The following is a 20,948-nucleotide window of genomic DNA, read 5'->3' on the forward strand; positions in this document are numbered from 1 at the left end:
TGTCGTCGGGTTGATGAGGAACTTCGCGTTGTCGTTGCCGGTCCCGGTCAGCGAATACGTGAAGCTGTCCACGGCGTCCGGGTCGGTCGTGGTCACCGTTCCCACGGCGGCTCCCGTCGCGAGGTTCTCGTTCACCGACGCGTGGTCGAGCGACAGGTTGGTCGGGGCGTCGTTCGTGTCGTTCACCGTGATGGTGAAGTCCTTCGAGACGGTGAGGCCGCCCGAGTCCGTCGAGGTCACGTGAACCGTGTAGCTGCTCTTGGTCTCGAAGTCGAAGGTGGCGTTGGTCGTCAGCGCCCCCGTCGCCGGGTTGATGAGGAACTTCGCGTTGTCGTTCCCCGTCCCCGTCAGCGAATACGTGAAACTGTCCACGGCGTCCGGGTCGATGGTGGACACCGTCCCCACGGTGGCGCCGGGGGCCAAATTCTCGTTCACCGTCGCGTTGTCGAGCGACAAATCGGTTGGGGCGTCGTTGACGGGGGTAACAGTGACTGTGAAGGTCTTGGTGATGGTGTTAACGCCGCCGCCGGCCGTGCCGCCGTCGTCAGTCACGGTCACGGTGATTACGGCCGTTCCGTTGGCGTTGGGCACGGGGGTGTACTTCAAATCCCGGAAGGATCCAGTGCCGCTGACGCTCACGGAGGAGATCAGGGCGGTGTTGCCGGAGGTCGCCGTCACCGTGAGATTTTGCGATGATTCATTGGCGGGTCCGGCCGAAATCCCGCCGATGGGGATCGTGACTTCGGAACTGTCTTCCAGAATCGGGGCCGGGTCGGGGATGTCGTTGAGGGTCGGCGCATCGTTCACCGGGGCGAGGATCACGTTAAACGTCTCCTCGACAAACTGGTTGACCGTGTCGGTCGCCCGGACGGTGATCGTGGCCGTGCCATTGGCGTTGGCTTGCGGCGTGATCGTCAGAGTCGAACCGCTGACACCCGTGGAGACCAACCCGCCCGGCGTGTTGCTTTGGACGGCGTAAGTCAGCGTGTCGTCGTCCGCGAAGAACGCGGACAGGTCAATGGTGAAGGGGGCATCATCTTCCAACTTCGACTGAGCGGGGACACCTGCCCCGACAATGGTGGGAATCGTGTCGGGCCGGAGTGTGATCGTGGCCGTGTCGAAAAGATTGCCGGTGCCGTTGTCCGTGGCCCGGAGGAGGATTTGGAATGTCCCGCCCAAGGCCGCCTTGTTGGCGACCGTGATCTGGCCGGTGGAACTGACGGCAAACGCCCCGCCGGTGTTGCCGGTGTCGGCGGGGTCGATGGTGTAAGTGAGCGTGTCGCCATCCCTGTCGGTCGCAGTGACCGTGCCGACCACGGCGCCGTTGTTGTCCGAGGCAAGGTAACCAATGTTGGCGTCGTTGAAGACCGGGGTGTGGTTGATGGCGTTCACCGTGACGGTGAAGGTCTTGGTGATGGTGTTGACGCCGCCGTTGGCCGTTCCACCGTCGTCGGTGACAGTCACGGTGATGACCGCCGTGCCATGGGCAAATGGCACGGGCGTGTACTTGAGGGCACGAGTCGCACCCGTGCCAGTGACGCTGACCGAGGCGATCAGGGCGGTATTGCCCGAAGTGGCCGTGACCGAGGTGATCGTCTGGCCGGATTCGTTGGCCGGGCCGGTCGAGATTCCGGTGATCGTGACTGTTTGCTCGCCCGATTCTTCGTCAATCGGGGCCGGGTCGGTGATGTTGTCCAGCGTCGGGGCGTCGTTGACGGGCGTGACGTTGATCGTCATCGTCGCCGACACCGTGCCGAGGCCGGCGTCATTCGCCTTGAAGTCGAACTTGGAAAGGGCCGAACCGTTGGCGTTCAGGGCCGGGGTGTAAGTCAGCGACGGGATTTGAGCCACCGTAATCGTCATGCCGTTCGTCACCGTCACCGCGCCGGAGCCTTGGTCCACGGTCAGCGTGTCACCGCTGGCGAGATTCAGGTTGCTCACCGTGATCGACACCAAATTGTCATTTTCCGTGTCGGTGAACAAGAAGTCCGACGCCGCGAATGTCTTGGGCGTCTCCTCAAGCGTCGTCACGCTGCTGGCTTGGGCGACCGGGGGGAAGTTGATGGTAAGGTTGGTATAGTTGAACGTAAGCCGGGCGGCTGACGTGGCCCAATTGGCGCTGTTTGCGATGGCGGAACGAAGCTGGCTCGGGCTTCCGACCAACAGTGAGTTGTTGTACTGGGCATTTGCGGTTGTCGCAACAGAAGTGCCGAGGGCAATAGCCGTCGTGCCGACCACCAATCCCGCTGGGAGCGCTGAACTGCTTGCGGAAGTGGCGTCGGCGTCAAAGACGTTGCTGTTGGTCGTGAGGGCAAACAAAGGTGTCGGTGATGCCACCGTGCCTTGGAACACGATCAATTGATCGCCGGAGCTGTTCAATCCAAAGGAACCGGCGGTTGTTTCGTTGAATGCAGTGCCCAAATTACCCGTTTGAACAATGGAAGCGACTCCAGTGGTACTATTGACGGTGATGCCAATCTCAGTGCCAGCAGTCAAACCTCCGGCCGGAGTCACATAAACGATATCTCCCTCGTTGGCTCGAAAACCTCCAGCCGCAAACCATCCGTTATCGGTAAATCGGATTTCGGTTCCGGCCGCCAAGTTAACCAAAGGAACGAAGCCGAACTCATCCGGGTTACTGGAATCAAACCGGGTGACCACAATGTCGCCGGGGCTAAGAACAGTCCCTTCTTGCACGTTTGTCAGATTGACTGTTACGGTGTTTGTGATCGACAACGAGTTTGCCGTGTCGAGCGCCTTCACTGTCAGCAGGAATGAGTGGTTGACCACGGCTTCGTAATCGATTTGGCTGGCATCGGCGATAGTGATTTGGCCATTGCTGTCGATGGCAAATGCCCCGCTCCCGGCGCCGTTGCCGCCGGTGATCGAGAAACTTTTGACGGCGGACGAATCAAAGGTCGCCGAGACCGTACCAACCACTGTCGAAGCCGGTGTGTTTTCGGCAATCGTGAACGACTGGTTCGCGGGAATGACCGGGGCTTCGGGCACATTGGTCAAATTGATCGTGACGGTCGCTGTGTCGAAGTGCCCGAACATGTCGGTGGCATGGACCGTGAGGGTGAACACGGGCGTCGTCTCGAAATCGAGTTGGGCGACAGCGTTGACCGAGATCTGGCCGGTGGCGTCGATCTTGAACGCCCCGGCTCCGGTTCCGTTGCCGGCCGTGATGCTGTAAGTGATCGAATCGCCCGTCGAGGTGTCGGCATCCGTTGCCGTCAGCGGCGTTCCGACGTTTGTGTTGTTGGCGGAGTTTTCTGGAAGGCTAAAGGAGTAGGTTTTCGGGTTGAACACCGGGTCGGCATCGGTGACGACATTGATGGTGACGCTCTTGGCGGCGCTTGTCAGGCCGTGGGTGTCGGTCGCCGTGATCTGCAAGGTAAACACACCGGTGCCAGTGACCTGGCTGGCATCGATCACGGTGATGTGACCCGTGCTGTCAATCGCAAAGGCGCCCGAGCCGGTACCATTGCCGCCAGTGATCTGGTACGACGCGACGGAATCCCCAGCGTCGGGGTCGGTGGCCGTGACCGGGCCACCCACCACGGCTGTCCCATTGGCGGAGCCGACAACCAATGAACGTGTGATGGCGCCAGCCGCAAACGTGGGCGATTCATTCACATCGGACAGATTGATCGTGACCGTTGTGTCCGTGCTTTGCGGTGACGAGCCGTTGTCGGTCACCCGCACGCCAAACGTGTAGGTTTTCGTGCCCTCGAAATCGAGAGCGGCCCCGGCATGCACGGTGATAGCGCCGGTGGAACTAATGTCAAACAGCCCCGCGCCCGTGCCGCTGCCAATCGCCGAGAAGGCGATGGTTTGCCCGACGTCCGGATCATGGGCCGTCACCGTCCCGACCGCCGTGCCGCCAGCGCTGTTTTCGGGCACGCTGAACGGACCGGTGAGATCAAAAATCGGGGCTTGGTTTGACGAACCGGCCGTTACGACGATGGTCTGTTGCGCGGCAGCGTTGATCGTCGAAGCCTGGCCGTCGTTCTGCGTCACTTGGAAGGAAAGCACACGATTGCCGCCCGCTGCCCCGGAGGTGGTGGCGAACGTGACTTGGTTCATCAACGCCTGGATGCCTGCGGCAAGAACATCACTGCCACCGCCAGTCACGGTATTGAAGGCGATTTTAAGCGACTTGCCGCTTGTGCCGTCCAAGGTGGCATCAATGACCCCAATCACATTACCGTTATAACTGACACTCGTTCCAGCAAGCGTGATCAATCCACCGGCTTTAACTGAAATCGTATCATTGTTGGTCCCGCCAGAAGGAGTGATGGTGAGGCTGCCGCCTTTGAAATTCGACAGGTCCGAAAAAGCAGCCGACCCGTTTACGATGGTCGCCGCATCACCGGCGTTGTAACTTGTCGTGCCACCGAGACCGGTAATGGCACCGATACCATCGTCAGGGGCGACCGTGATACCCCGCCACGCGATGTTGGCGGCCGAGACTTTCACCGTTGTGATGGCAGCCGACGTCCACGTGCCTCCGCTTGTGTAGGCGGCGTTTCCTGCCACGGGGGATGTGGCCAAGGCATCAGTGTAAAGACCAAATGTTGTCGCGCTCAGCACCTTAACGAAATAAGTGTTGTTGGCGTTTGTGTTGCCTCCGACTCCGCTGATTGTGACTTGCTGACCGCTCGTCAGGCCTGCGGTGCTGCTTGTGGTGATGACAATTGGGCTGGCATTTGTCGCGCCTGTGATCGATCCGGTGGCACTGGCCGTTGTGGCTGGAGGGGCGTTGAACCCCGCTGTGTCAACCAACGAATACAAACTGCTTGTGCCCCCGGCTGCACTGGCACCGTTGGTTCCATAAAGGGTGACCGTGCTTCCGCTGACAACTCCGGTCAACCCACGTACGGAAGGAGCGACAACGGAACCCGTCTGAACCCAGGCAGAACCGTTATATGAATATTTCTGAATCCCACCGCCGGCGGTGTTTGCAGCATCGTCAGCGATATAAACAGTGTCATAACCATTGGAAGATGGCCCGTTACCCAAGCGGGCGAAGAAGAATTGATAAGGGCTGGAATTTGCACCACCTGTGAAAGATGACGTATCCACAACTGTGGAAGTAGCCGCGGTGGCAGCGGCGGTCGGCGTGCCTGTCCCGACAGTGTAAATGCCGCGTGTCGAACCAGACCCCGTGCTGTAATAAAGCTGACCGTTGAACACGCTGACCGTGCGAAGGTTTGTCACCGTCGTGCTTACTGAAGTTCCGGCGCCACTGCCACCAATGGTGGTGCCAACCACCCCTGAATTGCCCCCGACAATCCAGATGTTATTCCCATCTCGGGTGGCACCCCGAACATTGTTGGCGCTGAACTGTGTTGTGGAGGTCGAAACATCAACAGAACTATCGATGGACACAATTCCAACCGAGCGAGGCACGGTTGTGCTGGCTGTTCCGGTCAAACTAGAGCCACCAAGAGTTGTGCTGTAGCCTGTCAGCACAAGAGACTGGCCATCTTTGGCCAGTGACATCATCCCGTCAGAAGTGCCCACGCCGGTATCAATGAGTTTGTTTCCGCTTCCCGTCGAAGGAAGTGAAATTGATTGCACCAACGTTCCACTGGGCGTGTACTCATCAACGAACACAACATTCCCTGTGTTGACGAGAGCTGCGGATCCATCACCAAGGCGATACACAACCAAGTCCCCCGGCGTAAAAGCCGCCGGGACTTCTCGTGCTTCCAAGTTCTCGATGGCGAGTTTGATTTTCGGCTTGTTGGACGACGGACGGGCATTGACGGAGAGAAAACGACGGAGCATCTCTGTACCAGTGGTTAAGATTGAGAAAAAAACGAGTGCAAAGACCAGTGGAGAGAGAGTCCGCAGCCGAGGCAGCGTGATCTCCCGTGAGCATAAGGTGTATTGGTACCCGTCACCAGATGAGATGTGTGATGGATGTCGAAGAAAATCGGCTCAATTCATCATTTCTTCATTGAAAAGCATCCTTTCGTGCTATGGCAATATTCCTCGTTATGAACAGAATTTCCGTCTGACGAAAGTCTTGGCCACACCTCTAGATCGGTTGTGTCGGTTGCGACACTTTTCCCTCTCCCGACTTGTGTGACGATTGCCAAATTCCTGCCCCAAATGAGGGATTGGTGAGTTTTCAGGCCGTTGGCTTTCTCATCAATTCAGCCACCCATTGGAATTGCCACCAACACCCTTGAAACACCTGTTAGCGTGAACCCACGACCACCAATACTCAAGACACGGACGCAGGTTCCACATGGGCAAGTTGCTCCTCCGCTTGTTTCTGCCGCTTCCGCTCATTCTCACGGTGGCCGTCACCGAGGCGAAAGCCCAGCCGGGCGGCATCGGGATTGGTATTGGAATTGGAACAGGCTTCCCCGGTTTCGGGCCGGGATATGGTTATGGCGGGTACGGTGGATACGGCTATGGGCCTTATTGGGGGCCGGGGTTTGGCCGATTCGGTTATCCGGGCTGGTATCCCGGTGTATTCCCCGGACAGATGTACGGCAATTACAGCAACGGCCTAAGCATGTACGGCCCCCCGGTGCCGACCTATAAGCCGATCCCCGGCATGTTTGGAGGAGGGGACAGTCGGTTCTTCCCGCCGCCCCCGGCGTATCGGCCGTGGGGTTATAATTTCGCCTACCTTCCGATCAGCAAGCCCGTACCGGTCATGTCGCCGGTCCCCTTCGCCGGTCCGGCCCCGTTGCCGCCGGCCATCGGCGAGGCCGAGGTGATTCCCTCGGCCCTGACCGTGCTGACGGACACGGCCCCGTTGGAAATGGAAATCTATGTGCCGAAAGACGATGCCCAAGTCTTTATCGACGGTCAGGAAACCACCTCCGCCGGCAGCGTCCGGATGTTCAAATCCCCGCCGCTCGGCGCCACCGACAGCCACACTTACGAGGTGAAAGCCGTGTGGATGACCACCGAGGGGAAAGTCAGCCACACGAAGAAAGTCACTGTCCGCACCGGTGAACGGGTCCGGGTGGCTTTCCGGGAATAGGATGACAAGGTGACACGGAGACAAGGTGACACGGTGATCAAAACCAACAAGCATCAATTCTTCTGGTTCTAATCACCGTGTCACCTTGTCTCCGTGTCACCTTGTCATCTTAAAACTCCGGTGAAAAGACGATGGCCCCTGCCGCCAGTTCCACACTCATCGACCGCTTGCGGCCCATTGTCGGGGCCGGCGGGATGCTCACTTCCGTCAGCGATCTCATGGTCTATGAGTGCGATGGGTTCACCATCGAGAAGACGCCGCCGCAGGTGGTGGTTTTCCCGACGACGACGGAGCAGATCGTCCAGATCGTGAAACTCTGCAACGAGTTAAATGTCCCTTTTCTGGCCCGCGGAGCCGGAACCAGTCTCGCCGGGGGATGCGTGCCGGTCGGCGGCGGGGTGATGATCGGCCTCTCCCGGATGAAGAAAATCCTGGAGATGAACTACGAGAATCGTTACGCCATCGTTGAACCGGGTGTGGTCAACAAGTGGCTGACGGAAGCCTGCCGGGACGCCGGTTTTCATTATGCCCCGGACCCCTCCAGCCAGGGGGCCTGCACCATCGGCGGGAACGTCGCCACCAATTCCGGCGGGCCGCACACGTTGAAATACGGTGTGACCGTCAACCACATTCTCGGCGTGGAAATGGTGATGCCCGATGGCCGGGTGATTGTCACCGGCGGGCCGGCCGAGGACAATCCGGGCTATGACCTGACGGGCGTGATCGTCGGCAGTGAGGGAACCTTCGGCATCGTCAGCAAAGTGTGGGTACGGCTGACCCGGAACCCGGAATCGTATCGCACGTTGCTCGGCGTGTTCGCCACGGTGGATGACGCCACCAACACCATTTCCGAAATCATCGGCTCCGGAATTATCCCCGGCGCGTTGGAACTGCTCGATCAATTGATTCTTGGAGCGGTGGAACAAGCGTTCAAATTCGGCTTCCCGCTGGATGCCGGGGCCGTCCTCATCATGGAAGTGGACGGCGTCAACGCCGGTCTCGACGACGAGGCCGCCCGGATCGAGGCCATTGCCATGCGCAACGGCGCCCGCGAAGTGCGCCGGGCGAACACGGAGGCCGAGCGGCTGTTACTGTGGAAATGCCGCAAGCAAGCCTTCGGGGCCGTTGGTCGGCTGGCGCCGAGCTATTGCACGCAAGACGGCGTGGTTCCGCGAACGAAACTCCCGGAGATGCTCCGGTTCATCCGGAACGTGTCGGAACGGCATTCGCTGAAGATCGCCAACGTCTTCCACGCCGGGGATGGCAATCTGCACCCGATCATCCTGTTTGATGAGCGGGATGCCGATCAAGTGAAACGGGTGTTCGAGGCCAGCCACGAGATTTTGGATCAGTGCATCGCCTTGGGCGGCAGCGTGACCGGCGAACACGGCATCGGCGTGGAGAAACTTGACTTCATGCCGAAACTCTTTTCACCGACTGATCTTGGGATGATGGTTCGCCTGCGGGACGCCTTCAACCCGACCAACATTTGCAGCCCGAACAAAATGCTCCCCACTTCCGGCGGGTGCGCGGAGCCAAGCCAGATCAGCGCGGCCAAGCCCGGCCGTCGCGCCGCCGTTTGACGACTCGCGGAAGTTTCCCATGTGTTTCGCCGAAGTCCTCGGACTGATATTTGGCGTTCGCGCGCTCGTGCAGGGGCGTTTCTCCCTCAACACTTGGGAAACGCACATCACGGGGGCATTGAACACCGTCGTCGCCCTCATGCTCCTGTCCATGCCGTTGGTCGGTGTGGCGGCGGTGGTCCTGTATGTCATCACCCGTGAACCCTTGTACTACGGCATCACCTGTTGCTGGGACTTCCTGATTTGCGGGCTGGCGTTGGTGATCACCGCATCATTTGCCGACACGGAACATGGCCATTTGAAAAATGAGATCGCCAGGCGGCGAGAACAGAAAAAGAACCAACCCCGCCCGCGCAAGAACCGCACCGGCAAACGTCGCTTTGAGGACTTCGTCGAGGACGAAGGAGGGGAACCCCGCCGACGCCGATCCCGCGATGACGACGAAGACTGATCCTTCAATATTTATTGCCGGATTTCAAATTATTTATCTCCCGCAGATTTCCTAATATCCGCACGACCGGTTGTCCGATACAATGGGCGAGGATTCACTCATGACGTTGCACATGGGAAATCGCCACGACCGTCGCGCTCCCCGTCTTCCCGGCGAACTGATTGTTCGCAACGGGCCGGATCGGGGTGTCAGCCGGGTTTTGCTGGTGCCCCTGACCCTTGTCGGTTCCGGCGAGGCTTGCGATCTCCGCATTATCGACCCCCTCGTCCGCTCTGTTCACTGCGTGATTTCGGTCACCCCCGAGGGGCCGCACCTGCGTTCCGTGGGGGGAAGCACGCTGGTGAACAACACTCCCTCCTCCAGCCGGATGCTGGCGGCCGGGGATCGGCTGACGATTGGCGAGATCGAACTGGAGATCCGCTGGGCATTTCCGCCGGGGCCGTTTCCGGGTTCCGGGGCCGGAATTCCGCTGGCGAAACTGGCCGAGGAAGAAGAGTCGCCCGAAGAACCGCCGATGGCGATTCCAGCCCGCAAAAGCGCCCGGCAACATTGGAAACTGGTGCAGGGACGCGGCCGGTTGTTCCGTGACCGCCTGCGGTTGGAAGCCGAGACAAATCACCAGTTCCGGCAGATCACCGAGGTTCGTCTTGAGGGGGAATCCCTCCAAGCCGAGGCTCGGACGGCATTGGACGAATTGCGAAAACTCCGGCGACGATTCATCCGGCGTTGGAAACGCCAATGGACGGCCGAACGCCAGCGGCTGGCTTCGGAAACCGCCCGCCTGAAGGCCGATCGTGCCGCTTTCGACGAAGAGAAGGCCCGTTTCGAGGCCACTCGATCACAAGAGGAGCGGGCGAGGCAAACGCTCGCCAAGTCCCTGCAAGAATGCCGGGCCAAACGGCAGGCGATGGAAATCGAACTCCAGGCCCGGCAACAAGAACTGGCTGACCGCGAACATCTGTTAAACGCGCGGGAAGGATCTCTCACGCGGGAACAAGCCGACTTCGCCAGCCAGCGAGTCGCCTTGGGTCACGAGATCGCCGCGTTGGAAAACCGGGTCAACAATCTTCGCGAAGCACTGCCCGCCTCCGAAGCGACCATCCCCCTCCCCCCGGAAACAGTGGTTCCCGAAGAAGCGGTTCCGCTGCATGTTCTCGCCGACGATCTGGCCGACCAGCAATATTCACTCGGCGAACTCGTGGGCCATGTCGCCCGCGCATTGACGGATGCCCGTTCGCTCGGTTCCAACACGCTGGAAGAACTAGAAGCGATTCTTCGGAATGTCTTGGGGCAAGAAGAATCCCTCCATGAAACCGCCCGCCAACTACTAACAGAACAAGCCCGATTGGAAACGTGGCAGGCCCGGTTGCTCGATTCTCAAATCAACCACGAACGGGACGAACAAGACCTCGCCATCCGCGAGCATCGGGTGGAACGATACGAAGGTCGGCTCAAATCGCTGATTGCTGAATGGCAACGCCGCCGCAAGGCCGAACTGGCGGTGTTTCACGATCAACTGGAACACGCCCGCTTGTTGCGAGACCAAGCCGCCGAGGCCATTCGCCGGACGGACGACCGGGAGGCCGAACTGGCCGTTCGCCGGGAGACACTGGCCGGCCGGGAACTGGCGGTGGAACTCGCGCGAACGGAACTGGGAGAATCGGATTCCGAGGCTCTTGCCCGTGGTGAGCGCAAAATCCTCGCCCTGCATGAGGCGAGGGAAGAACGGCTGGAAGAGTTGATTGGCCGGTTGAAAGAGGAACGGGAGGGATTGGCCGTCTCGTTCCGTCAGGCGACCGAACAATGGGAAGCCCTCGCCCGGCAACAACGAATTCTGGCCCGGAAGCAAACACAGTTTGACCATCGGGAATACCTCGCCGACCGGGCGACAGGCGACGAGGCGGCCCGTATGATGCAATTACAGGCCGACCGGGCGACGGCCGAACGGCACGCGGACGAATTGCGGCAGGAACTGACCCGCCTGACAAAGTTCGTCGAACAACTCTCCCGGCCCGACACGGACGCCAAACGGGCGGCGTGACTCCCTGCAATCCGGCGGGGTTATCGGGAACCACACGGCATCACACCAGCGGCACGCCGATGAACCCTCTCCGCGACTGGCAGCAGCAACTCACCCGGCGCCACTTCCTCGGCCGGGCCACCCTCGGCACGGCGGCCCTCGCCACCTTGTTCCAGCAGGATGGTTTTGCCGGAAGCCTCACTCACTTTGCCCCCAAGGCGAAGCGGGTGATTTACCTGTTCCAATCCGGCGGGCCGTCCCACTTGGAACTCTGGGACCACAAGCCGAAACTGGCAAAACTCACCGGCACGGAACTCCCCGATTCGATCCGCAACGGGCAACGCCTCACTGGCATGACCTCCGGGCAGAAGAGCTTCCCGGTCATCGCCTCGAAATTCAAGTTCACGCAACAGGGCAAAAACGGCACATGGGTCAGCGAGTTGCTGCCGCACACCGGCAAGATCATTGATGAGTTGTGCGTCATCAAGTCCGTAAACACGGAGGCGATCAATCACGACCCGGCCATCACCTTCATGCAAACGGGTTCACAACAACCCGGCCGGCCGTCGTTCGGATCATGGCTCAGTTACGGTTTGGGAAGTGAATCGAAAGACCTCCCGGCATTCGTCGTGATGATTTCCCACGGGACGGGGAGCGACGCCAATCAGGGATTGCTCGACCGCTTGTGGGGCAGTGGATTTTTGCCGTCAAGCCATCAGGGGGTGAAGCTTCGCGGCGGCCGCGACCCGGTGTTGTATCTCTCCGACCCGCCCGGCATCGATCGCGAGATGCGAAAGCAAATGCTCGACGGCATCGCCAAGCTGAACCAGCTTCAACTGGAAAAAGACGGCGACCCGGAGATTCAAACCCGCATCGCCCAATACGAAATGGCCTTCAAGATGCAGGCCAGCGTGCCAGAACTGACGGACGTTTCCAAAGAACCCGCGAACGTGATGGACTCCTACGGCCCGGACGTGAAAAAACCGGGGAGTTTCGCCGCCAATTGCCTGCTGGCCCGCCGTCTCGTCGAGCGGGGCGTTCGCTTTGTGCAACTTTATCACCGAGGCTGGGACAACCACGGCAGTTTGCCCTCGAACATCCCCAAGCAGTGCAAGGACATCGACCAACCATCCGCCGCCTTGGTCGCCGACTTGAAGCAACGCGGAATGCTCGATGACACGCTGGTGATTTGGGGCGGCGAATTTGGCCGCACGGTATATGGCCAGGGGGGCAATCAAGCCGACTACGGCCGTGACCACCACGGCCGCTGTTTCACCATGTGGGCGGCCGGCGGCGGCATGAAACCCGGCCTCGTCCACGGGGAGACAGACGACTTCGGCTACAACATCGTGAAAGACCCGGTTCATGTTCACGATCTGCACGCCACGCTTTTGCACTGCTTGGGGATCGATCACGAACGACTGGTCTTCCAGCATCAGGGCCGTGATTACCGCCTGACGGATGTTCACGGCAAAGTCGTCAAAGCCGTGCTGGCATAAGGCCCGATTACTTCGGCGGCAGCGGCAGACTCGGGATCGCGTTCTTGCCGTCCTTTGGGGCCGGGCAATAATCCTTGTCTTCGTAGTCCTGATACTTGGTCTCGGTGGCGTCGATGTGCTGCCAGTACATCGCCTTTTGATCGTATTTCGGATTACCGGGGACGGCGCATCGCGCCCACGGCTTCTGTTGTTCGTTATAGAAGTAGGCCCAATTCTTCCGGTCGTTGTCGCCGTAGTAGACCACCACGTTTTGCACGGCTGGCTTGTTGGCCCTCGTGACGTATTTGTACTCGCAACTATAAGTCTTCGTCTTTTCGTCCTTCACCCACGGGGTGTACTGATCGGCTCGCAGGCTTCCCGTCAACAGAAGCAGGCCCGTCACGGCGGCGATGGTCGCGTTTCGCATCAGATATCTCTCAAAATAAGTTTGATTTTGCCGGACATCAATGACGGCGAATCATCATGCCCCTGCCAGGCACAACGCCGACTGTAGCCGGATCTTTCTTGGGATTCAAAATTATTTTCGGGAGATTCCCCATGCCAGCGCAAAGCCCGAAAAAGAATAGGCATGATTCCTGATGGCTTGTGACACTTTTGTTGAAAAATCCCGAAATATTCCGCAGAGTCACGCGCATCTTTTTCCGGTCCGGGCTTTTCACCGCCTTCTCTGCTTCTTTTGCGGAACTTTCTCTTGAAAGCAATCAACCCCGCCTGTTACCCTTGGGACTGATCCCATTGATGACGACTCGTGAAACACCTGCCGACAAGTATTTGGAAGGATCATATGGAGGCGCTTTTGCTTCTCGCCCTTCGGGGAGATTCTGCGGCATTAAACCAGCTATTCGCCACGATTCGTCCTGAAATACGGGCCAACTGCCATGGGATCATTCCACCGAGACTTCGGCCGAAGGCTGACTCTTCAGACGTCGCCCAAATTACCCTGCAGGCGGCGTTCAAGGACTTCGCCACTTTTCGGGGCGCAACGATCAGCGAGTTTCGGGCCTGGCTTTGCGGAATCCAACACAACAAATCCCTGTCCCTGATCGAGCGATTTGGGACGAAAAGCCGGGATGCCACCAAAGAAGTTTCCCTGGCGGCCATCCAGACAATCCCGGAGAAAACCGTCCAAGAAGACACCTTGGAAACCCGTGAACTCTTGGAAACGGGCAAGCGCTTGTTTGGGGAGCTTTCCGAACCGGATCGCACCATTCTCACGCTAAAGGACGAACAATCGCTGGAGTACGGGCAAATTGCCGAAATGCTCGGGGAAACCGAACAGACTTTGCGCCAACGCTATTTTCGGGCGAAAAACCGATTGCTGAAGAAGATTGAAGGGGTCGCGAAGGATGGGGAAGCGACATGATCGACGATTCATTCGATGGAACATTCCATGACTCGTCTTTGCCGAAGCGGATCGCCGGTTTTGAAATCAAGTCAGAACTCGGCCGGGGCAGGTTTGGGGTCGTTTACCTTGGGTATGACGGGGAATTTAATCGCCAGGTTGCCATCAAGCAACCGCTGTTGCTCGCCATGCTGGACGAATCGGCCCGGCGGCGGTTCTTGCGAGAAGCGGAGATTGCGTCCCGGTTGGATCACCCGAATATTGTGGCCGTCCACTCTGTTGACGAAAGCGACGGGGTTCCCTTTATCGTTTCTGAATATGTGGAGGGATCCAATCTTTCGGAATGGCTTGACAATCGCGGCAGCGAGCCGGTTCCAATCAACGAAGCCGTCGAGTTGCTCCGGCAAATCGCCGACGGGATTGCCCTCGCCCATCAACGCGGGATATTACACCGGGATATCAAGCCGGAGAATATCCTGGTCGGCCCGGACGGACGGAATCCCCGTGTCACGGATTTTGGATTGGGGCGAGTCATTGAGGAGGACGACTCGTTGTCCGCGAGCCACGCCATCATTGGAACGCCCAGTCATATGTCCCCCGAACAGGCGGCCGGAAGGCGAAACGAGGTTGATGTCCGGAGTGAAGTCTGGTCGCTCGGAGTCGTTCTATATCGACTGTTGACCGGCCGGATGCCATTTGAATCCAAGAACCATGCCGCCATCCTGGTCGAAATCCTGTCAAGCCCCGTGCCGCCGTTGCGTTCATTTCGGCGAGAGATTTCCGCGGATTTGGAGGCGGTCTGCCAGAAATGCCTGCAAAAAGAACCAGCGCAACGTTATCAAAGCGCCCTTGATCTCATCAGGGATTTGAAATGTGTCCGACACGGCGAACCAACCTATTTTGCCCGGCCGCGTTCCAAGTTCTCAATGGCTTGGTCTTGGGTGACGCGACACCCGACAAGTTCGCTGTTGGCGGGGTTGTCACTCATGACCGTGATCGCCGGCCCGGTCTCCTGGTCGGCTTATCAGAACATGCAACTTGAGGTCGAGACCAAGGAGCAATTGGCGAAACAAGAGCAACTGAACACCCGGTTCGTCACGCTGACCGGCGATGTTCGGCAGCGAATCGTCCGGCAACCGCCGGGTTGGATTGAGGCCAACAAGGCGGATTTTCAAGAACTGGCAGGCATGCCGCAATTCCCGGCGAACGCTCCCGTGGTGCGGGATGATTGGTTTGCCACGCTGATTGCCGAGGAATGGGAGCAAATCCCGTGGGAGGTTCCCGAGGGACATTACGATTACTTTGCCGAATCACCGGACGGCAACTGGTTTGCCATTATTCAGACTCGCGCGGATTTGAATCCAACGATTGAAGTTTATTTATACAACGCCCTTACTCTGACGCGGGTTCACACTTTCCAACTTCCAGTCAAACCGGCCAAATCCAACTCGAACTTCGACAATCCTGTCGATGGAGGCAAAGCGCTAACCTTCTCCCCGGACGGCAACAAACTGTATGCCAGCACCCGCAGCGGCTGGGTGTATGTTTGCGAAACGAGTGACGGCCAAGTCAGCGGGGGGTGGGAGGCATTTGACGAATTCATCGGTGACATCGAAGCCTCGCCGGATGGAAGCCGACTCTATGTGTGCGGTCGGTTCAGCAATGTGCTCCGGGCGTTTTCGGCGAGAGTGCCGGGAATACTTCTGGCTGAGAGCGATCCCCCGGACGGTGAATCCGAACCGGACATGGATCAGGCGATCATGTGCCACCCGGACCGAAATCATCTGCATTTTTCCAGCGGCAAAAATCGTCCCTGGCGATTGGACCCCGTCACGCTTGAACCGGCGGGATTGCCGCCGACTTCTCCTGATGAGATGAAGAAATTGTGGCCGCAGCTGGCTCGAAAATCGGCGTGGCTGCCAAAGCGTGATTGGCTGGTGTCGCTGGCCGGCGACCAAGTCGAGTTTATTGATTCCGACCATCTGACACTCACAGATGGATCGTCTGATTTAAATCGGTTTGCCGGGCAGGCGGGCCTGTCGATCGTCACGCTATCGGATGACGGCCGATATCTCGCCGTGGGCAGCCGGGAGAACATCTTGATTTGGGATCTGTTGCGACGGGATGTCGCCACCCGTCTTGTTGGCCCCGACCGACCCCGGTTGAATTTTCTATCCGGCGGCAATCATTTGCTGATCTTGGGACAGTCGCCCAAGGCTTATCAACGCCGCCGGTCCCCGTATTGTCATGTGATCGCCGGTTCCCCCATGCTTATTAACCGTTTTGCCTTGCTTAATGGCCGGAATGAATTGTTGACGATGAGCAACGCCCGCCCGGATCGACATAATAGTCGCGGCATTTTGTGGAACACCACCACCGGAGATTGGATTCAAGAGGTGATTGCCCATTGCGTCGTGCGAATCGACGAGGATTTCGCCCTCGCCCCCGACAACCGCCGCCTTGTGGCCAGCCTGGGGAAAAACTGGCTGCACATTGCCGGGTGGTATCCTCGCACAGACAGCGAAGCGGAAACAGGCAACCGGGTCGTGGACTCTTCCCAAGCCAGGGTGTTCACCTCGGATGGAGATTCGTTCTGGAACATTGTCAAGAACCGGCTGGAAAAGCGGTCGGCGAAGAATTTCAACATCATCGGCGAGTCGGAGTCGTTAAAACTGACGACCGTGGACCAACGTTATAATTGTTTGGCTTTGTCTCGAAAACGACTGGTGGCCGGCCGGGGCACGGGCGTGATCGATTTGTTCGATGAAGTCACCGGGGCACACCTTTCCAGCATTCTCGTCAGCAAGGAACAAATCTTCGCCCTCGCGGAATTTGCCGACGGCCGTCTGCTGGCGTCAGACGCAATCGGAAACATTCACATTGTTAATGCGACGACCAAGGAAGTGACTACCCTGCCAAATCAACACAAAGGCCGTGTCCCCGGCCTGGCCGTTCACCCCAATCAGACCACCCTTGTCACCGGCGGCATCGACGGCCAACTGATCGTGTGGAAACAGACGGCCGACAATGGCTGGACTCCCTTCGCCCGCCTCCCCGCCAACGGCCAGCCCGTCCGCCAGGCGGAATTCAACTCCGACGGAAACCGCCTGTACGTTTTGCTGGACCGGTCGCATCACGTGCTGGTGTGGCAATTAGACCGGTTGCCGGAGGAGTTGGGGTTTGACTGATGAACACGCGGTCAGCGAATTTATTTCTTTGGGGCTGTTGGATTTTTGGGATTTATCGGCACCAACGGCCAGTTTCCGGGAATGGCCTCCTGACAAAGCGTGAATATGATTTTTCCACCATCAATTTCCGCAGGTTTATTTTTGAAAATAAAACTAACGGTCACATTCTTTGCTTTCGCATAACTTTTTACCAAAACCACAGGGTATTCGTCACCAATTCTGTCGATTTCCACAAGACCACCGATGGCGGGCGATCCCGAGCCTGTTTCGACAATGCAAGCCCAGATCCAGAATTGCTGCTGGCCGGGAACAGGCTTTGCCGGAGAGGCATAGACTTGATTGAATTTTGTTTCAAATTCCAACTGTCGAATCTGCATCACCGGCGTGATTGCCTTTTCTTCCGCCGCCACATGGCAATCATGAACTCCGATAACAGTTGTGGACACCAACATTATGATCGGGCTGACCCAATTGTTCATGGCCTCGCTCTCCAGATGGTTGATTGATGAAAATGATACATACTCACGTGGAAAACCTGTCAGCTTCCTGCGGTCTTCCGCAATGCCCGATCCGGCGAGTGTGATCTACCCAATCAGTCTCACAAAAAATTGCATGAATGCGGTGGCTCCTGTGTGATTCAGGGCAAACACTATTTCTTAACCATTTCCAATTCGATGTCCTTGATTTCGACAATCCGGCCCGTTCGGGAGTCGATCGCCTTGATAGCGATCTTTCCGTTCGACTTCTCGATCTCGGCAAGAATGTCGGCCGGCTTGAGGGTCTTTGTTCCATTCACCTCGGTGATGATGTCATTTGCTTCCAACCGGTTTTTTGAGGCGGGAGAATCCGCGATCACTTCGAGGATCTGGCAGCCCCGGTAGGTGATTTGGTCGATCATCACCCGGACAGGCGCGACAGTCACCCCCAATTTTCCTTTGGGGATGATGTAAGATCCCGATTTTTCAGGAATGACAACCAATGTCTTTTCCTGCGAGAACGAAATGCCCGAGAAGATCAGCGCCGTCAAACAGAACAGTTTCAAATGCATTTTGGCCAGCATGAAAACACCTCGCTAATAAGATCGAAAGGGATTTCGAGACAAAGCAGGCCCGATGTCTGTCGGGCCTGCTTTGAAGTCACCTCACTTCAAGGTCACCACACTGTCGGCCGATTTGCGCGAGAAATCCACGACAACCGCTTCGCCCGCCTTGAAGGTCACCCGGCGGGTTTCCAGTTCAATTCGACCGTCGCGGGGTGTTTCGATTTGAAACAGATAGCTCACCGATTTGCCGGACTCCAGTTCCGGTGTGTTAAGGTTCGTCGTTCCCGAAAGGGCGGGAGTTTCCACGCCATCAATCAACAATCTTGCCTTGGACGGCACATTCACGCTGATCGCACTGGTGGCTTTGGAGTCGGCCAGACTGCTGAAATCAACCGGCGTGACCCGGCCGCCCCGGACAACCACCCGTTTGCTGGCCACCCGGGTTTCCCCGTTGATGACCGCCTCCACCTTCACCGTGTAACAGTGGTCTTGGTTGGATGAGATTGCCGGCGTGGTCAGCGTGCGGATCATCCCCGTTTCCCCCGTCAAATAACCGTCCGCATACACCTTGGCGGCCTCTGGAACGCGCATTTTGATCTGGGCCTGGTTTTCCGGCAGTGTGACAGTCCGCACTTGGGCATGAGTTTCCAATATGTCGGAAAGGCTGACCGGAACGCCTCGTCCCGAATTGGGATACGGCGGGTATGGAGGCTGCCAGCCGCAACAGTTCGTGGGCGGGCACGGAGGATACGGCGGTTGCCAGCCGCAACAGTTCGTGGGCGGGCACCATTGCGGGATGCCACCGCAGCACCCATGACATGTCCCCGTGCAACCTTGGGGGATGCCACCGCAGCACCCATGACATGTCCCTGTGCAGCCAATGTGGTTATTCGGCCACATGCCCGCGCAGCCAAGACACCCTCCGCAATTCATCGGCGGGCAGTGATGATGGCATGGCGGCGGAGGACATGGAGGACATGGAGGACATGGAGGACAATAGATCGGCGGGCAAAATGTCGGCGGGCAGGAAGGCCGCTGGCACCGAAGGAAAAACTCCGGTGTTTCAGGGGCGGCCGTCATCGCGGCGATCATCACGATGCTGTACATCGAGTCAGAACCTTTCTGGAGTGTTCAACTCCTGGTTTCAACGGTGAGTTGTGCCGTCCGTCTTTTGGGGCAGTTTGCCGACTCGGGACGTTGATTCCGAATGTGATCGGACGCCATCAACCCACCGATTTTCAATAGCGGCACGGACTGCCATTGCGGCTTCGGCGATTTTCGTCCCGCAAAGATAGGCAAAATACACAAATTGATGTGACATGAAAAATGATGATTTTGCCAAAAAAACGGGCTGTTCTTTTTGGAAAAATTTTACCGATATAAATTTCACTCAAACCCGGATCACTTGATCGCGGGCAATCCTTTCTTGCCGCCGAATTGGGCCTGAAAGGCGAAAAACTGTTCCACCAACGACGCCGGGCCGAGGCCGGAGGGGCCGTCGATTCGCAGGAGGGATTTTTCCACCCGCACTTTACCCAAGAATCCGGTGACTGTCACCTCACAGTAAGACGCATCGCTGCCGACGCGGATTTTCACCCCCTCCGGGCGGTTGTCCTCAATGCGGTCCACCAGTTCCTCGATGTCGATCAGCGTGTCAAAGTGGAATTCCAGTGTTTCCAGCGCGTCGGGGAACACTTTCCGGAAGGCGGGCTTTTGCAACAGGTCGGCCTTGGCGAATTGGGACAATTCCCGGCGCCAGAGCATCGTCGTCGGTTCCAGCGAGTCGATGGTCACGCTGACGGCATAATCAAACGCCGGGGTGCGGATGAAGCCGAACCCGTCCGGCCCGAGGACGCATTCGAGGTCTTTGCGTTTGTAGCCAAGTTCCTCGCGGATCGCGTTGAACTTCTCGTCCAAATCAGCCTGCAATTCCGGCATGGCGAGCCGGTGAAGCCACTTTTGGGCCGACGGTGTGTTGGCCTCCGGCAGCCGGTAGTTTTTCTGGTAGCCAGACAATTCCCGGATCTTCGCGGGACGTTCTCCCCGGAAGACCAGTCGCTTCAATTGCTTCAAACTCAATTTTGCCTTCGGCGGCTTCGGAGCCTCCGGGACGGCCACGGGAAACGGAATATTGTCCCGGCCGATCAACACCGGGGTTTGCGGGCCGGGTTCGGTGATCGCCTTGCGGATGGCTCGGGGAAGCTCGTCCGTCAGCCAGTCATTTAATTCGGCGGCCGTGATGTGCGGCCCGGCCACCGGCGGTGTTTTGCCCCGCAGGGTTTCGCCAAGGGCATGCAGCCAAACCCGGCGATTGTTGGCGGTGTGTGAGATCTCTCCGGTTGCATGGGAGCGCAAACCGACCATGTGATCGGCGTCTGTCAAACCGTCATCGGTTCCGAATTCAGGCAGGTCGGTCAGCCAACGGGTTTGCGCTCCCGTTTGGTCGATGGCTTGCACCAGATCGGCCAGTCGGATGGCGGTGGCATCCCGGTCGTCTTCCAAAGTATCGGAAGTCGCCAGAAACGTTTCGCCATCGACGATGAAACTTGGGCCGCCCCAGGCAAACCAGAGATCGTCCCCGGCGGCCAGTGTTTTCAACAGTTTTCGCAGTCGTGATTCGACGGCCGACTTGGTGGCGGCCGCACCCATCAGCACGGTTTGATGCGTTTTGGGAACGCCAGCCAGCGCCAGCGTGTCCGCGAGATGGCCGAGTTCCGTGATGGTGTGCGGCCAGCGGGCAAACCCCGAAACTTCCTCGATGCCGATCAAAATCGCATGTGACTGTGCCAAGATGCTCCTCGCTTGATCCCG

Annotated in this window: 14 protein-coding genes; 7 read left to right on the forward strand and 7 right to left on the reverse strand. The window is 58.3% G+C overall.

Features of this window, described 5'->3' with window-relative positions; translation table 11 throughout:
• Positions 1-4,542, reverse strand: a 4,542-nt coding sequence (locus tag BGIM_RS0139600) for a beta strand repeat-containing protein (RefSeq protein WP_238537812.1), incomplete at its 3' end; no start/stop codon positions are given.
• A gap of 1,720 nt (positions 4,543-6,262) precedes the next feature.
• Here BGIM_RS0139600 and BGIM_RS59090 point away from each other — a divergent pair.
• The 5 genes from BGIM_RS59090 to BGIM_RS0139625 all read left to right on the forward strand — a co-directional run bounded on the left by BGIM_RS59090 (position 6,263) and on the right by BGIM_RS0139625 (position 12,565).
• Positions 6,263-7,012, forward strand: a complete 750-nt coding sequence (locus BGIM_RS59090; RefSeq protein ID WP_020475141.1) for a TIGR03000 domain-containing protein — start codon at positions 6,263-6,265, stop codon at positions 7,010-7,012.
• 131 nt (positions 7,013-7,143) lie between these two features.
• Positions 7,144-8,595 carry an FAD-binding oxidoreductase gene (locus tag BGIM_RS0139610; RefSeq protein WP_020475142.1) on the forward strand — a complete coding sequence of 484 codons (1,452 nt, stop codon included), beginning with the start codon at positions 7,144-7,146 and terminating at the stop codon, positions 8,593-8,595.
• 19 nt (positions 8,596-8,614) lie between these two features.
• Positions 8,615-9,046: a hypothetical protein gene (locus tag BGIM_RS0139615; RefSeq protein ID WP_020475143.1), complete on the forward strand. Its 432-nt coding sequence runs from the start codon at positions 8,615-8,617 to the stop codon at positions 9,044-9,046.
• A gap of 100 nt (positions 9,047-9,146) precedes the next feature.
• Complete coding sequence (locus tag BGIM_RS0139620) at positions 9,147-11,087, forward strand: FHA domain-containing protein (RefSeq protein WP_020475144.1); 1,941 nt, start codon at positions 9,147-9,149, stop codon at positions 11,085-11,087.
• Positions 11,088-11,146: 59 nt separating this feature from the next.
• Positions 11,147-12,565 (forward strand): DUF1501 domain-containing protein, encoded by a 1,419-nt coding sequence (locus tag BGIM_RS0139625; RefSeq protein WP_020475145.1) that lies wholly within the window; start codon positions 11,147-11,149, stop codon positions 12,563-12,565.
• Between the two features lie 7 nt (positions 12,566-12,572).
• Here the strand turns inward: BGIM_RS0139625 and BGIM_RS0139630 are convergent, their stop codons facing one another.
• Both BGIM_RS0139630 and BGIM_RS64040 read right to left on the reverse strand, forming a co-directional pair.
• Positions 12,573-12,971, reverse strand: a complete 399-nt coding sequence (locus tag BGIM_RS0139630; protein WP_020475146.1) for a hypothetical protein — start codon at positions 12,969-12,971, stop codon at positions 12,573-12,575.
• Positions 12,971-13,270: a hypothetical protein gene (locus BGIM_RS64040; RefSeq protein WP_157369783.1), complete on the reverse strand. Its 300-nt coding sequence runs from the start codon at positions 13,268-13,270 to the stop codon at positions 12,971-12,973. The genes BGIM_RS0139630 and BGIM_RS64040 overlap by 1 nt, the downstream gene beginning before the upstream one ends.
• 79 nt (positions 13,271-13,349) lie before the next feature.
• Between BGIM_RS64040 and BGIM_RS59095 the strand changes: the two genes are divergently transcribed.
• Positions 13,350-13,928, forward strand: coding sequence for an RNA polymerase sigma factor (locus tag BGIM_RS59095; RefSeq protein WP_020475147.1), 579 nt, complete (start codon positions 13,350-13,352; stop codon positions 13,926-13,928).
• Entirely contained in the window at positions 13,925-17,095 is a 3,171-nt protein-coding gene (locus BGIM_RS59100; RefSeq protein WP_020475148.1) for a serine/threonine-protein kinase, read from the forward strand. Before BGIM_RS59095 ends, BGIM_RS59100 begins: the two co-directional genes overlap by 4 nt.
• Positions 17,096-17,115: 20 nt before the next feature.
• Here BGIM_RS59100 and BGIM_RS0139650 read toward each other — a convergent pair whose 3' ends face one another.
• From BGIM_RS0139650 to BGIM_RS0139675, 4 genes are all read right to left on the reverse strand, one after another.
• Complete coding sequence (locus tag BGIM_RS0139650) at positions 17,116-17,574, reverse strand: hypothetical protein (RefSeq protein WP_020475149.1); 459 nt, start codon at positions 17,572-17,574, stop codon at positions 17,116-17,118.
• Positions 17,575-17,744: 170 nt separating this feature from the next.
• Positions 17,745-18,155, reverse strand: a complete 411-nt coding sequence (locus BGIM_RS0139655; RefSeq protein ID WP_020475150.1) for a PDZ domain-containing protein — start codon at positions 18,153-18,155, stop codon at positions 17,745-17,747.
• Between the two features lie 81 nt (positions 18,156-18,236).
• Positions 18,237-18,770 carry a TIGR03000 domain-containing protein gene (locus tag BGIM_RS65260; RefSeq protein WP_020475151.1) on the reverse strand — a complete coding sequence of 178 codons (534 nt, stop codon included), beginning with the start codon at positions 18,768-18,770 and terminating at the stop codon, positions 18,237-18,239.
• Between the two features lie 768 nt (positions 18,771-19,538).
• Complete coding sequence (locus tag BGIM_RS0139675) at positions 19,539-20,927, reverse strand: hypothetical protein (protein ID WP_040891693.1); 1,389 nt, start codon at positions 20,925-20,927, stop codon at positions 19,539-19,541.
• Positions 20,928-20,948: the final 21 nt, after the last annotated feature.

The sequence above is a fragment of the Zavarzinella formosa DSM 19928 genome (assembly GCF_000255705.1).
Lineage (GTDB): Bacteria > Planctomycetota > Planctomycetia > Gemmatales > Gemmataceae > Zavarzinella > Zavarzinella formosa.

Excerpts from the sequence above, each read along its gene's own strand:
- BGIM_RS0139610 (WP_020475142.1), top strand. The coding sequence starts at position 7,144 with ATGGCCCCTGCCGCCAGTTCCACACTCATCGACCGCTTGCGGCCCATT.
- BGIM_RS0139655 (WP_020475150.1), bottom strand. The coding sequence starts at position 18,155 with ATGCTGGCCAAAATGCATTTGAAACTGTTCTGTTTGACGGCGCTGATC.
- BGIM_RS0139625 (WP_020475145.1), top strand. The coding sequence starts at position 11,147 with ATGAACCCTCTCCGCGACTGGCAGCAGCAACTCACCCGGCGCCACTTC.
- BGIM_RS0139650 (WP_020475149.1), bottom strand. The coding sequence starts at position 17,574 with ATGAACAATTGGGTCAGCCCGATCATAATGTTGGTGTCCACAACTGTT.
- BGIM_RS59090 (WP_020475141.1), top strand. The coding sequence starts at position 6,263 with ATGGGCAAGTTGCTCCTCCGCTTGTTTCTGCCGCTTCCGCTCATTCTC.
- BGIM_RS59100 (WP_020475148.1), top strand. The coding sequence starts at position 13,925 with ATGATCGACGATTCATTCGATGGAACATTCCATGACTCGTCTTTGCCG.
- BGIM_RS0139615 (WP_020475143.1), top strand. The coding sequence starts at position 8,615 with ATGTGTTTCGCCGAAGTCCTCGGACTGATATTTGGCGTTCGCGCGCTC.
- BGIM_RS0139620 (WP_020475144.1), top strand. The coding sequence starts at position 9,147 with ATGACGTTGCACATGGGAAATCGCCACGACCGTCGCGCTCCCCGTCTT.
- BGIM_RS59095 (WP_020475147.1), top strand. The coding sequence starts at position 13,350 with ATGGAGGCGCTTTTGCTTCTCGCCCTTCGGGGAGATTCTGCGGCATTA.
- BGIM_RS0139630 (WP_020475146.1), bottom strand. The coding sequence starts at position 12,971 with ATGCGAAACGCGACCATCGCCGCCGTGACGGGCCTGCTTCTGTTGACG.